This window comes from Streptomyces smyrnaeus (assembly GCF_017676345.1).
GTDB lineage: Bacteria > Actinomycetota > Actinomycetes > Streptomycetales > Streptomycetaceae > Streptomyces > Streptomyces smyrnaeus.
In genome coordinates, this window is the sequence record NZ_JAFFZM010000014.1 from 1 (window position 1) to 11,980 (window position 11,980).

General features: G+C 71.9%; 13 protein-coding genes. 9 read left to right on the forward strand and 4 right to left on the reverse strand.

Annotation, left to right across the window (positions count from 1 at the left end):
• On the forward strand, positions 1-689 hold a 689-nt coding region (locus tag JW613_RS22160), incomplete at its 5' end, for an FAD-linked oxidase C-terminal domain-containing protein (protein WP_280635215.1).
• A gap of 53 nt (positions 690-742) precedes the next feature.
• Here JW613_RS22160 and JW613_RS22165 read toward each other — a convergent pair.
• Positions 743-1,153 carry an SsgA family sporulation/cell division regulator gene (locus JW613_RS22165; protein WP_209212606.1) on the reverse strand — a complete coding sequence of 137 codons (411 nt, stop codon included), beginning with the start codon at positions 1,151-1,153 and terminating at the stop codon, positions 743-745.
• Positions 1,154-1,604: 451 nt separating this feature from the next.
• Between JW613_RS22165 and JW613_RS22170 the strand changes: the two genes are divergently transcribed.
• Both JW613_RS22170 and JW613_RS22175 read left to right on the forward strand, forming a co-directional pair.
• Positions 1,605-3,392 carry an RDD family protein gene (locus tag JW613_RS22170; RefSeq protein WP_209212607.1) on the forward strand — a complete coding sequence of 596 codons (1,788 nt, stop codon included), beginning with the start codon at positions 1,605-1,607 and terminating at the stop codon, positions 3,390-3,392.
• A 163-nt stretch (positions 3,393-3,555) separates the two neighbouring features.
• Positions 3,556-4,311 (forward strand): RDD family protein, encoded by a 756-nt coding sequence (locus JW613_RS22175; protein ID WP_209212608.1) that lies wholly within the window; start codon positions 3,556-3,558, stop codon positions 4,309-4,311.
• A 121-nt stretch (positions 4,312-4,432) separates the two neighbouring features.
• Here JW613_RS22175 and JW613_RS22180 read toward each other — a convergent pair whose 3' ends face one another.
• Complete coding sequence (locus tag JW613_RS22180; protein WP_209212609.1) at positions 4,433-4,747, reverse strand: hypothetical protein; 315 nt, start codon at positions 4,745-4,747, stop codon at positions 4,433-4,435.
• A 944-nt stretch (positions 4,748-5,691) separates the two neighbouring features.
• Between JW613_RS22180 and JW613_RS35950 the strand changes: the two genes are divergently transcribed.
• On the forward strand, positions 5,692-5,958 hold the full coding sequence (locus tag JW613_RS35950; RefSeq protein ID WP_307842319.1) for a hypothetical protein: 267 nt from the start codon (positions 5,692-5,694) through the stop codon (positions 5,956-5,958).
• A gap of 64 nt (positions 5,959-6,022) precedes the next feature.
• Here JW613_RS35950 and JW613_RS22190 read toward each other — a convergent pair whose 3' ends face one another.
• Together JW613_RS22190 and JW613_RS22195 are read right to left on the reverse strand one after the other, a co-directional pair.
• Positions 6,023-6,616, reverse strand: a complete 594-nt coding sequence (locus JW613_RS22190) for an isochorismatase family protein (protein WP_209212611.1) — start codon at positions 6,614-6,616, stop codon at positions 6,023-6,025.
• Between the two features lie 195 nt (positions 6,617-6,811).
• Positions 6,812-8,131, reverse strand: coding sequence for a nicotinate phosphoribosyltransferase (locus JW613_RS22195; RefSeq protein WP_209212612.1), 1,320 nt, complete (start codon positions 8,129-8,131; stop codon positions 6,812-6,814).
• 180 nt (positions 8,132-8,311) lie between these two features.
• On the opposite strand from JW613_RS22195, the gene clpS reads away from it, so the two are divergent.
• The 5 genes from clpS to JW613_RS36885 all read left to right on the forward strand — a co-directional run bounded on the left by clpS (position 8,312) and on the right by JW613_RS36885 (position 11,924).
• Positions 8,312-8,626: an ATP-dependent Clp protease adapter ClpS gene (gene clpS, locus JW613_RS22200; protein WP_099881308.1), complete on the forward strand. Its 315-nt coding sequence runs from the start codon at positions 8,312-8,314 to the stop codon at positions 8,624-8,626.
• Complete coding sequence (locus tag JW613_RS22205; protein ID WP_209212613.1) at positions 8,626-9,327, forward strand: DUF2017 domain-containing protein; 702 nt, start codon at positions 8,626-8,628, stop codon at positions 9,325-9,327. The genes clpS and JW613_RS22205 overlap by 1 nt, the downstream gene beginning before the upstream one ends.
• Positions 9,328-9,671: 344 nt before the next feature.
• Positions 9,672-11,147 (forward strand): amino acid permease, encoded by a 1,476-nt coding sequence (locus JW613_RS22210; RefSeq protein WP_209212614.1) that lies wholly within the window; start codon positions 9,672-9,674, stop codon positions 11,145-11,147.
• Between the two features lie 123 nt (positions 11,148-11,270).
• Positions 11,271-11,696 (forward strand): M67 family metallopeptidase, encoded by a 426-nt coding sequence (locus tag JW613_RS22215; protein ID WP_099881302.1) that lies wholly within the window; start codon positions 11,271-11,273, stop codon positions 11,694-11,696.
• A gap of 117 nt (positions 11,697-11,813) precedes the next feature.
• Positions 11,814-11,924 (forward strand): putative leader peptide, encoded by a 111-nt coding sequence (locus tag JW613_RS36885; protein ID WP_355448502.1) that lies wholly within the window; start codon positions 11,814-11,816, stop codon positions 11,922-11,924.
• The last annotated feature ends 56 nt before the right edge of the window (positions 11,925-11,980 follow it).

Genomic DNA, 11,980 nt, shown 5'->3' on the forward strand with positions numbered 1-11,980 from the left:
CGTCGGCGGCTGCGGCCTGCGACGCGGTGTGCCGGATCATGGAGGCGGGTCATACGCCGTCGCTGCTGGAGCTGATGGACCGCACGACGCTGCGGGCGGTCAACGAGATGACGAAGATGGGCCTGCCCGAGACCACTGAGGCGCTGCTGCTCGCGGCTTTCGACACTCCCGACCCGGCACCGCAGCTGCGTGCGGTGGGTGAACTGTGCGCGGCGGCGGGTGCGAGCGAGGTGGTGCCCGCCGAGGACGCGGCCGAGTCGGAACTGCTGCTCAACGGCCGACGCGCGGCGCTCACGGCGCTGGAGGCGGTCAAGGGCACCACGATGATCGACGATGTGTGCGTACCGCGCAGCCGGCTTGCGGACATGCTGGAGGGCACGGCCGAGATCGCCGAACGGTACGGGCTGACGATCGGTGTCTGCGCCCACGCGGGGGACGGCAACACGCACCCGACCGTCTGTTTCGACGCCACCGACGAGGAGGAGTGCCGTCGTGCCCGCCGTTCCTTCGACGAGATCATGGAGCTCGGTCTGAAGCTGGGCGGAACGATCACCGGTGAGCACGGGGTCGGCGTGCTGAAGAAGGACTGGCTCGCCCAGGAGTTGGGCGAGGTCGGTCTCGATCTCCACCGGGCCATCAAGACAGCCTTCGACCCGAACGGCATCCTGAATCCCGGAAAGGTCTTCTGAGGGCCGGGCGGCGGCCCGGCCCTCGAAGCGGGTGAACGGCGGGTGGCCGCCGTTCACCGTTCCAGCAGTTCGATCAACTGCTCGTCAAGCCCGAGCGCTTCCGACTCGCTCCCCTGCGGCACCGCGTGCAGCGTCCGCTCCAGCCAGGCCGCCACCACGTCGGACGGAGTCTCCAGCAGCGCGTCGCCGTTCGGCGAACTGAGGGCCAGGCACAGCATCTTGCGGCCCGCGACGCACGTGGGCCACACCCGTACGTCGCCGTCGCCGGACGGCTGAGTCACCCCCTTCACCAGCAGTTCGCGGGCGAACGTCCAGTCGACGGGCTTCTCCGAGTAGATGTGGAAGGTCATGTGGACGGCGTACGGATCGTCCGTGCGGTAGCTGAAGCGTGCGGGTACGGCCACGCTGCGTTCCGGCGAGAGGACGAGCCTCATCTCCACTTCGTGTTCGACCACGGTGTGCATACGGTGCGCCCTTTCCTGTGTCCCCTGTTCCCCTGTGCGGGCCGCTGGGAGGGACCCGCACAGGAAGAGAGGGCGCAGGGCGCGGTTTCTTACACGGGTTCGGGGAAGTTTCTCGCTTCCCGGCCCGGGGATTTGTTCGGTGGGTGCTGGCAGACCGCGCAGCGAGGGGCACCCGATCGGTGCCGGATCGGTGTGCCCGATCGGTCGGCGGACCGGTGTCCGGGGGCGGTTCGCGCCTGGTCGGGTGAGGGGCGGCGGGGCCCTTCGGGGTCGCTCGAAGGCGGGCTTACCCGCCGTCTGCTTCCTCCCCGCGCGGTCTTCTTCGTTACTGTCCTCCTTACTGTCCTTCTCGGACAGGCGGAGGACCCCGCCGCACCACGGGCGGCGGGGCCGCGGGGCCGTGCAGCAGCGGCTTGATCAAGAGCGTCGTGCGTGAGGGGAGTTGGGGGTTGTGGGACCCTCCGGTACTCATGGGGAGGCACCCCGTGCCGGGTACTATCCGGATCCGTCCATCCCCGGATACATCCGTTACTGGAACGGTTCTTCGTGGGTGCCCGGCACCAGTCGCCCGGAGCCACGGGAGGGTGAACCCATGCCGGCGCCGCCGCCGGTGGCGTCCTCACCCGCCACGGCTCCCTCGCCTCCCGCCACCGCCGACCAGGAGGGCCCGGCGGGGCCGCCGAGCCCTCGGCGCTCGGCCTCGGACGAGACCGGCCCGGTCTTCCTGGACACGGACGGCGACGGCGACGAGCGCCCCGCTCCCGGTGTTCAGCCGTCCGTCCCGGGCCCCCAGCCCGCCGCCTCGCCGCGGGGCGGCTTCGGGCCGCCCGCGGCCGATCCGCGCGGCGACTGGGGCAGCGAGGGCCGCGCGTCCGGCCGGGCGGAGCGCCGGACCGCCGCCGCGAGCGGTGCGAGTGGTCCGGAGCCGGCGCCCGAACTGCCGGGTCAGGGCGGCCGCGAGAAGACGGTCGGCCTGCGCCGCTCCGAGGTGCTCCGCACCGGTGACCGGCCGCCGCGGACCGGCGTCCCCTCGCAGGCGCAGTCGCCCGCACCGGACAGCGGCCCCGAGCGGAGTACGCCGGCCGGTTCCGCCGCCCGTCAGGAGCAGGCCCCGGCCTCCGGCGCCGCCGGTGGGGGAGGACAGGGCGAGCGGCCCGAGCAGGGCCCCGGCAGCACCCAGCAGGCCCGGCCGGTCCCCGAGCAGTCGGCCGGGGGTCCGCGCCCGGACGCGGCGGGCGGCGCCGCGACACCGGCCCGGCAGGTGCCGGGCCAAGCGTCCGGCCAGGCGCCCGGCGGGGCGTCGAATCCGTCCGTGGGCGTGGCGCCCGAAGGGCAGGGCGGCCCCTCCGCGGCTCCGGCTCCCGGGGGCGCGGCGGGCGTCGGGCAGTTGGTGCCCCGCCAGGCATCGCCGGGGCCGGAGGCGGCCCGGCCTGCGCCGGGGCCGGACCGACCGGCCCAGGCGGCGATCGACGCGGGACCGGCCGGGCTGCCCGCCCAACAGCTGCCCGCACAGCAGGGGCCGCCTGCCGGGCTCGCTCCGGTGGCCGGGCCCGTGGCGGGCCCGGCGCCGCAGCAGGGCGGCGGACCGCAGGCCTCGGCCGTACCGTCCTGGTCGCAGCCCGCAGGCCCGGCGGGACTGCCCGCCCAGCCGCAGACCGGCGGCCCGGACGCCGTCACCCCGTGGCGCCCGCCCGTCGACGACCCGTTCGCGCGGGCCGCGCGCCAGGAGGCGCGGCCGGGGGCGCTGGGCAAGCGGTTGGGCGCCCGGCTCGTCGACCTCGTCCTCACCCTGGGGGTGGCTGCCGGTGCGGCGTACCCGTTCGTCGGCAGGACGGTCGACCACATCGACGCCAAGATCGAGGCGGTCGAGCAGGCGGGCGGGACTCAGCGGGTGTGGCTGATCGACGGCACCACGGGCGGCTATCTGGCCGTGGTCGTGGGCGTGCTGCTGCTGTTCGGGCTGCTCTACGAGGTGGTGCCGACGGCCCGCTGGGGCCGCACGCTCGGCAAGAAGCTGTTCGGGCTCTCGGTGCTGAACATCGAGGGCTATCAGAAGCCAACCTTCGGCAGGGCGGTCGCGCGCTGGCTGGTGCACGGGGTGCTGGGGCTGCTGGTGGTCGGGCTGGTCAATGCCGCGTGGTGCTTGTTCGACCGCCCGTGGCGGCAGTGCTGGCACGACAAGGTGGCCGGTACGTTCGTGGCCAAGGGCAGCGCGGGCGACGGCGAACTCAGGCTGTGACGCTCGGGGCGTGACAGCCGAAGGAGCCTGAGGCCGGGCGCGCCCCGGCGCGCCGGCGGGAGCCGACGGCCCCGAATCAGCGGGCGCGGCCCGCGTCGGCGCTCCGTCGCCCGAACAGCCCGCCCCGGATGCGGTGCGGCTGCGGGGGCTGTGCACTCGGGCCATGAGCACGGAGCAGCCGGAGAACGATCCGTTCCGCAAGCGGCAGGACCCGCAGGAGCCGCAGGAGTCCGAGCAGCCGCGGTCTCCGGGTCCGGGGCAGGGACCACAGCGCCCCGGGGCGGGCGGGCAGGCGCCCGGTCAGGAGCCGCCTGGCGGAGGGTCTCCGCCACCGGGCGGCCCGGGGATGCCGTATGGGGATCCGCCGCCGCCTCCCACGGGCGGCGGTCCTGCGGGCGGCCCGGGCGGTGGATACGGCGGCGGCTACGGAAGTCCGTACGACAACCCCTACGGCGGTCCTGCGGGCGCCGCGGACCCCCTCGCGGGCATGGCGCCGTTGGCGTCCCGTGGCAAGCGTCTGCTGGCGCGCATCATCGACGCGCTGCTGATCGCCATTCCGATCGGCATCATCGCCGGGGTGGTCGAGGGGGGCTATTCGACCGATACCGGTATCAGCTACTGGCCGCAGCTCAGCTACACCCTGGTCTACTTCCTCTACGAGGGGCTGATGCTGACGAACTCGGGTCAGACGGTGGGCAAGAAGCTGATGCGCATCCGGGTGGCCATGTTGCAGAACGGTGCCGTACCGGCGGGTCCGCCGGGCTGGCTGCGGGCGGCCGTCTACCAGATCCCCCCGCTGGTGCCGTGCGTGGGCTCGCTGTTCTGGCTGGTGAACGTGCTCTTCTGCACCTGGGACAAGCCGTATCAGCAGTGCCTGCACGACAAGGCGGCCCGCACGGTGGTGGTCGCGGCGGACTGATGGCCTGCCCCGGCGGCGCGTGTGGGTCCGCGCGCCGGCAGCGGGCACGGCGGAGCCAACTCGTGGCGCGGCGGCCGGTGGAGGGCCGGCATCGTGGGCCCGGGCGGGCGCGTCTCTCGCGTCAGTGGCGGGCTCCCAGGCCCGCCGTCGCTGCGGGCGCCGAGGCCGCGTGCTGGGCGGGTACGGGGGCCGGCTGCGCTTCGGGGCGGGGGCTGCCGGCGGCGGCGATCACGCTGCCGACGGCCCGGCGTCCTGCGCGCGTTGAGCGGGCGGAGGGAACGGTCAGTGCCACCAGCAGGCCAAGTACGAGGGCTGCGAATGCGATCAGGGCGATCCAGGGTCCTGAGCGGGCCCCGGAGATCAGCAGCATGGCGAGCGTGGAACACATGACGGTGGCCGAGCCGTAGACGAGTTGGGCGGGGTTCGGACGCGGCATGGCGGATCCGTCCTCGGGGGTGTGGGCACGGTCTGAACGTGTGAACAGGTCGTTGTGCGCTACGCGTTGCCTCGCTACAAACGGGGCGCCATCGAACGACTCTACGGTCCGGCATGCCCTGGCGGAAAGCACGGCAAGCGTGAGGTGACCCACGCCTTAGTTGCACGGGGGGCGCACTGGCGCACAGGGCCTCGGCCGTCCCAACTGCCGGACAGAGGTGGGGCCTTGTACGAGTCGTGTGCCGGCCGTGTCCGACGCCCGGCGCAGGGGCGGCTCGTGCGCGGCGGCCAATGCCCCGTACCGATGTTCGCACCCGCTATCTGATGGGGAGTTGAGGATTCCGCTTCCCGAGCCGGCGGTGGTGACTCCCGCTGTTGCCAGCGGTCGGCCCAATGGCGGCACCGAAAGTAGTAGCCGCTTCAACCACCCGGGGTATTCCACGTAAAACCCCCTAAAACGGCCCACAGAATGCCACAACTACGGACAGTGAAGGCGACGTGAAGATCCACAAGCGGGTTGCCGCGTACAGGTGATCGATGACTGTGCAACCTGGGTATGAATTTGTTTGCATCGTTGCAGGTCAAAACATGATCATCCGTTACCCCCTGGCGGTCGGCGCTCGATCGCGTTTAGATGCACGGTGGGGCCACCTCCTGGAGGCCCCGTATCGACCGACCCGAACGAGTCTCACGGGGGAGATGGTGATCATGTCAGGAGGCGGATTCGTCAGGCTTCCGGACGGCAGCGTGATCGTCGCGCTGACGCTTCCGGTGCCACGCGAGCCGCACGGTGCCGCAGCCGGCGCCGCCGACGCCGCTGCCCCGGGCACGCGGAGCAGGAGCGGCGCCGGAACGCGTCGCTCCGCCGCGACCGCGTCCGGCGGCCGCGGCGGGCTGCTGCCGGCGTCGCGGCGCTGGTCGGCGTTTGCGGACGAACCGCACACGGTGCGTGAGGCGACGGCGCGCAGACCCGGCGAGGAGCAACGCGTCCGGGTGCTGGTGCACTCCCGCAACCGGGCCCGCGCCCTGACCAGGCTGCGGAACCTCGGGCTGCGTGCGATCTATTTGCGCGGCAACGCCGAGCCGCCCACGGCCGACGAGGTCACGGCGGTCCTGCACCACCCGGAGGGCCTGGTGTGGCGCGCCGTGCCCGACGACGACCGCAACTCCTGGCGCCCCATCGCCGCCCTGCTGCGCGTCACCCCGGCCTGAACCCGCCCCGCGCCCGAAGAGGCGCGGGGAACCACGCGCCGCCCGGCGGGGCGCGGAAGGGGCGCTAGGAGGAAGCGACCACCGGCTTGCCGGTCAGCTCCACTCCGGCCTCCCGCAGAGCGTCCAGTGCCTGCTGGACGCTCTCATCGGCGACACCCGCGGTCAGATCCAGCAGCACCTGGGTGCGGAAGCCCTCCCGGGCGGCGTCCAGCGCCGTCTCGCGTACGCAGTGGTCCGTGGCGATACCGACGACGTCCACCTCGGTGACGTCCCGCTCGCGCAGCCAGTCGGCCAGCGCGACCCCGTTCTCGTCGGCGCCCTCGAAGCCGCTGTAGGCGGCGGTGTGGGCGCCCTTGTCGAAGACCGCCTCGATCGAGCCCGAGGCGACGGCGGGGGCGAAGTTGGGGTGGAAGCCGACGCCCTCGGTGCCGGCCACGCAGTGCGGGGGCCAGGAGTGCCGGAAGTCGGGGTCGGCGGAGAAGTGGTCGCCGGGATCGATGTGCGTGTCCCGGGTCGCGACGACATGGCGGTATCCGGCGGAGGCGTCCCCGACCAGGTCGGTGATGGCGGCGGCGACGTCGGCACCGCCCGCGACGGCGAGGCTGCCGCCTTCGCAGAAGTCGTTCTGCACGTCCACGACGATCAGTGCCCGGTGCATGGTGCACACCTTTCGGCTGGTGGGTCGACTGGGTGGGACGGACCGTGGCCGGCGACCGCCGGAGTCCTCGGTGGGGCCTGGGAAGTCTTCGGTGTGGCGTCAGGGACCGCCGCCCGTCACCTCCGAGCCTAGACACTCGAGGGGCCCCGCGGCAGTGGGTGGGCGCCGGTATGCGGCCCCCACCCGTACCGGGGGTTACACGTGCTCGACCGGCAGCACCGGCTCGCCGCGGGAGAGCTGGGTCGCCGACAGCGGGAGCCGGGCGCGGGCCGCGCGGTGGCGTTCGCGGGCGGCGTCCAGGGGCTCGCGGCCGACGACGGTGCCCTTGTCGACCAGCTTCACCTGAAGGAGATGGTCGGCCAGCTCGGGCGGTACCTCGCCGGTGCCCACGATCTCCGCCTCGGCCACCCCGTCCGCGTCCAGCGGCCGGGCCGCCCACTTGGCACCGCCGATGGAGGTCTTGCCGCCGGTCGAGCGCTTGGCGACCGGGCTCAGCGCGGCGCCCGGCTCGGTGGAGTCGGCGCGGGCGACCAGCTTGTAGACCATCGAGCAGGTCGGATGGCCGCTGCCGGTGACCAGCTGGGTGCCGACGCCGTACGCGTCCACGGGCGCCGCGGCCAGCGAGGCGATGGCGTACTCGTCCAGGTCGCTGGTGACCACGATCCGGGTGCGGTCCGCACCCAGCTCGTCGAGCTGCTGGCGCACCCGGTGGGCCACCAGCAGCAGGTCCCCGGAGTCGATCCGGACGGCGCCGAGACCGGGGCCGGCGACCTCCACGGCCGTACGGACGGCCTCGGCCACGTCGTAGGTGTCCACCAGCAGCGTCGTACCGCTGCCCAGCGACTCGACCTGCGCGGTGAAAGCGTCCCGTTCGGTGTCGTGCAGCAGAGTGAAGGCGTGGGCGCTGGTGCCGACGGTGGGGATGCCGTAGCGGAAGCCGGCGGCCAGGTCGGAGGTGGTGTCGAAGCCGCCCACATAGGCGGCGCGGGCGGCGGCGACGGCGCCGAGCTCATGGGTGCGGCGGGCGCCCATCTCGATCAGCGGCCGGTCGGCGGCGGCGACGGCCATCCGGGAGGCGGCGGCCGCCACGGCGGAGTCGTGGTTGAGGATGGAGAGGATCACCGTCTCCAGCAGCACGCACTCGGCGAAGGTGCCCTCCACCCGCAGGATGGGCGAGCCGGGGAAGTACACCTCGCCCTCCGGATAGCCGACGATGTCGCCCGTGAAGCGGTAGTCGGCCAGCCAACGGAGGGTCGGCTCGTCGACCACCCCGGTCTCCCGCAGGAAGTCGAGCAGCTGGTCGTCGAAGCGGAAGTTCTCCACCGCGTCCAGCACCCGCCCGGTGCCCGCCACGACGCCGTAGCGGCGGCCCTCGGGGAGCCGGCGGGTGAAGACCTCGAAGACGGAGCGGCGCTCGGCGGTCCCGGCCCGCAGCGCGGCCTGGAGCATGGTCAGCTCGTACTGGTCGGTGAAGAGCGCCGTGGAGGGTACGGCCACCGGCAGTCCCGTCTCCATCCGCCGGGCGTGTTCCTGCCGGGAGTCTTTCGGGGGCTGCCCCCCTGGGGAATCCAGCACTGCTGCCTCACCTCGTGTGTTCGGGTCGGTCGTTTTCGAGCCTACCCCGGATCTCGTCAGCTTGACGATATACGGTGAAGGGAGGTGCTGTTTGGGCGGGCCGGGGTGCCGGGTGGCAGCATGGGACCTGTGAGTGTCGCCACCCCAACGGAGATCGAGCGCCCGGAGACCACCGAGGAGCCCGTGGAGGTTCCTGAGCCGGATGTGCCCTGGGTGACCGTCGTGCACAACGACCCGGTCAACCTCATGAGCTATGTGACGTACGTGTTCCAGGCGTACTTCGGCTATTCGAAGGAGAAGGCGAAGAAGCTGATGCTCGACGTCCACCACAAGGGGCGCGCCATCGTCTCCAGCGGTACCCGCGAGGAGATGGAGCGCGACGTGCAGGCCATGCACAGCTACGGCCTGTGGGCCACGCTCACCCAGGACCGCTGATGGCAGGGCACTTCGAGCCGACCGAGGACGGTGGCGCCGCCATCGCGCTGGACGAGGTGGAGATCTCGATCTTGCGCAGCCTGGTGGTGCAGCTGCTGGAGCTGATCGGCCCCGGGAACGAACCCGCCGACCAGCCCCGCCCGCCGCACGACGCCGGGTCCGGCGGGGAGGGCGGCGGCAACAGCGTGGACGACGAGCTGGCGGGCATCGAGGCCGTCTCCTGGCCGCCGTTCGCCGACGGCCCCAGCGAGCCGCCCGCCGACCCCGCGCTGGCCCGGCTCTTCCCCGACGCCTACGGCCCCGGGCCCGGCGCCGCACCCCCCGAGGGGCAGCCGCCGGACAGCGAGGAGGCCGCACGCGCCAAGCGGGACCGGGCGGCCTCCGCCGAGTTCCGCCGCTACACGGAGAACGACCTGCGGGCCCGCAAGCGGGAGGACGGGCTGGCCGTGGTGCGCACGCTGGACGCGCTGACCCCGGGGGAGCGGGGAGCCGTGCTCACCCTCACCCCGCAGGAGTCCCAGCAGTGGCTGGGCGCCCTCAACGATCTGCGGCTGGCCATCGGCACCCGCCTCCAGGTGAGCGACGACAGCGACGACGAGCTCTACCAGCTGCCCGACTCCGACGAGCGCAAGCCGATGGTGATGGCCTATCTGTGGCTGGGCGGCCTCCAGGAGACCTTGGTCGAGACGCTGATGCCCTGACGCCGCCGCGGCTCGGCCCGGCGATCGGCGCCTCGGTGATCGGGTGTCGCGGTGATCGATGCCCAGGTTCGTCAATCGGACGGTAAAAACCGACTAACGAACCCGTCATGAGGGCGGATTTTCCTGACGAGGCGCCCTTCTTCATCCCTTATGTCCCTCACCGGCGCGGTGCGTCATGAACGCCTCTGCGTGGTACACCTGCACGGATCCGCTGTTGAGCCGGGCACCACCCCTGCCCGCCCAGCGGTGCACCGCCGGCCGACCGTCGGCACGCACAACTCCAGCCGGGGGGATCGGGACCCGATCCGGAAGAGGCCGGATCGGTATGGAGAAAGGCGCACCACATGACCTCCGAGGTCGAAGACCACGACCCGGTACCGGACCCGGTGCCCGGCACCGGGGTGGACAGCAGCGCGACGGGTGTCCTCCTCGACGCGGTCGAGGACAGCGGCTCCTCCGAGGGCTATCAGCGGGGGCTCGGCGGCCGTCAGATCCAGATGATCGCCATCGGCGGCGCCATCGGGACCGGACTCTTCCTCGGCGCCGGCAAGTCCATCCACAAGGCCGGCCCCAGCATCATCCTGGCGTACCTCGTCGCGGGCGCCGTCATCTACCTGATCATGCGTGCGCTGGGCGAGCTGCTGATGTACCGCCCGGTCTCCGGCTCGTTCTCCGAGTACGCGCGGGAGCTGCTCGGGCCGTACTGGGGCTTCGTCACGGGCTGGACGTACTGGCTCTTCTGGGTCGTCACCGGCATCACCGAGGTCACGGCGGCCGCGACATATGTGAACTACTGGTGGAACGTCGCACCGTGGATCTCCGCGCTCGTGTTCACCATCGCCCTCTACGGCATCAACCTGGTCTCCGTGAAGCTCTTCGGCGAGCTGGAGTTCTGGTTCTCGATGGTCAAGGTCACCGCGATCGTCGGCATGATCCTGATCGGCATCGGCGTGCTCACCCTGGGCTTCTCTCAGGCCGGCGACACCGCGTCGGTCGGCAATCTCTACCAGCACGGCGGGATCTTCCCCAAGGGCATCGGCGGCACCCTGATGACGCTGCAGATCGTGATGTTCTCCTTCCTCGCCGTCGAGCTGGTCGGTGTCACCGCGGGAGAGGCGGCCAACCCGGCCAAGGCCCTGCCGCGGGCGATCAAGACGGTGCCGTGGCGTATCGCGCTCTTCTACATCGGCTCCCTGATCGTCATCCTCTCGGTCGTCTCCTGGACCGCGTTCGAGCCGGGCACCAGCCCGTTCGTCGAGGCCTTCCGGAAGATCGGGCTGCCGGCGGGCGCGGGCATCGTCAACTTCGTGGTGCTGACCGCGGCGCTCTCCTCCTGCAACTCCGGCATGTACTCCACCGGCCGGATGCTGCGTGACCTCGCGCTCAACGGACAGGGCCCGAGGCTGTTCACCAGGCTGTCCAAGGCCGGGCTGCCGTTCCTCGGCACCACGGTCTCGGCCGCGCTGATGATGGTCGGCGTATGGATCAACTACGAGTGGCCGTCCAAGGCCTTCGACTACGTCGTGTCCTTCGCGACCATCTCCGGCATGTGGGCCTGGATCATGATTCTCTTCTCGCAGCTGCGCTACCGGGCCAAGGCCGACCGCGGCGAGCTGCCGCGCTCGGAGTTCCGGATGCCCGGCGCGCCCTGGACCGGCATCGCGGCCCTGGCCTTCATCTTCCTGGTGATCGTGCTGATGGGCTTCGACAAGGACGCCCGGGTCTCGCTCTACGCGGCGCCGATCTGGGCGGCGCTGCTGACGGTCGCCTACTTCGTGGTCAAGGCGCGCACCCCGCATGTCTTCGCCAAGCAGCGCTGATCGTCCCCCGCGCCCCGAAGGGGCGCGGGGAACTGCGCGACCAGCGACAACGCACGTGCAGACCGCGACGGGTGGAAAGGGGCACCCCCGCCCCGGCCCCGAGGCACTCATATCCTTGCCCCCATGCTGACCATCACACAGGAGCTGCACGACCGGATCGTCGCCCACGCCCGTGCGGACCACCCCGACGAGGCGTGCGGCGTGATCGCGGGGCCGGTCGGCGAGGGCCGTCCCGAGCGCTTCATCCCGATGCTGAACGCGGCGCGCTCGCCGACCTTCTACGAGTTCGACTCGACCGACCTGCTCAAGCTCTACCGCGAGATGGACGACCGGGACGAGGAGCCGGTCGTGATCTACCACTCGCACACGGCCACCGAGGCCTACCCCTCCCGTACGGACATCTCCTACGCCAACGAGCCCGGCGCCCACTACGTCCTCGTCTCCACCGCCGAGTGCGGCAACGACGAGGGGCCCTTCTCCTTCCGCTCGTTCCGCATCGTGGACGGCGAGGTGACCGAGGAAGAGGTCGAGGTCGTCGAGAGCTACTGAGCGCAGAGCTGGGACAGCGGGCGGCCGGGAGGCGCTGTCCGGTGTCCGTGAGACGAATCGGTCCGCATCATGAAACGCACATCCGATTCCGCCGTCGGGAATCGTTACGATGAGCCCATGGTTGTCCACGACGTGAGCGCATTCGAGAAGACCCCGGGCATGCTGCTCGTGGCGCGCCTGCACGTCGACCTGTGCCGCCTCGCCAGCGCGATCTGTCGGCAGGCCTGACGGGCGCCGTCCCTGTGGGGGCCGCCCGGCCGGGAGGCCGCCGAGCCCGTCCGTCC

Coding starts and splice junctions, on each gene's coding strand:
- JW613_RS22165 (WP_209212606.1), bottom strand. CDS start 1,153: ATGCACACCGTGGTCGAACACGAAGTGGAGATGAGGCTCGTCCTCTCG.
- JW613_RS22175 (WP_209212608.1), top strand. CDS start 3,556: ATGAGCACGGAGCAGCCGGAGAACGATCCGTTCCGCAAGCGGCAGGAC.
- JW613_RS22180 (WP_209212609.1), bottom strand. CDS start 4,747: ATGCCGCGTCCGAACCCCGCCCAACTCGTCTACGGCTCGGCCACCGTC.
- JW613_RS22190 (WP_209212611.1), bottom strand. CDS start 6,616: ATGCACCGGGCACTGATCGTCGTGGACGTGCAGAACGACTTCTGCGAA.
- JW613_RS22195 (WP_209212612.1), bottom strand. CDS start 8,131: ATGGAGACGGGACTGCCGGTGGCCGTACCCTCCACGGCGCTCTTCACC.
- clpS (WP_099881308.1), top strand. CDS start 8,312: ATGGGACCTGTGAGTGTCGCCACCCCAACGGAGATCGAGCGCCCGGAG.
- JW613_RS22205 (WP_209212613.1), top strand. CDS start 8,626: ATGGCAGGGCACTTCGAGCCGACCGAGGACGGTGGCGCCGCCATCGCG.
- JW613_RS22210 (WP_209212614.1), top strand. CDS start 9,672: ATGACCTCCGAGGTCGAAGACCACGACCCGGTACCGGACCCGGTGCCC.
- JW613_RS22215 (WP_099881302.1), top strand. CDS start 11,271: ATGCTGACCATCACACAGGAGCTGCACGACCGGATCGTCGCCCACGCC.
- JW613_RS36885 (WP_355448502.1), top strand. CDS start 11,814: ATGGTTGTCCACGACGTGAGCGCATTCGAGAAGACCCCGGGCATGCTG.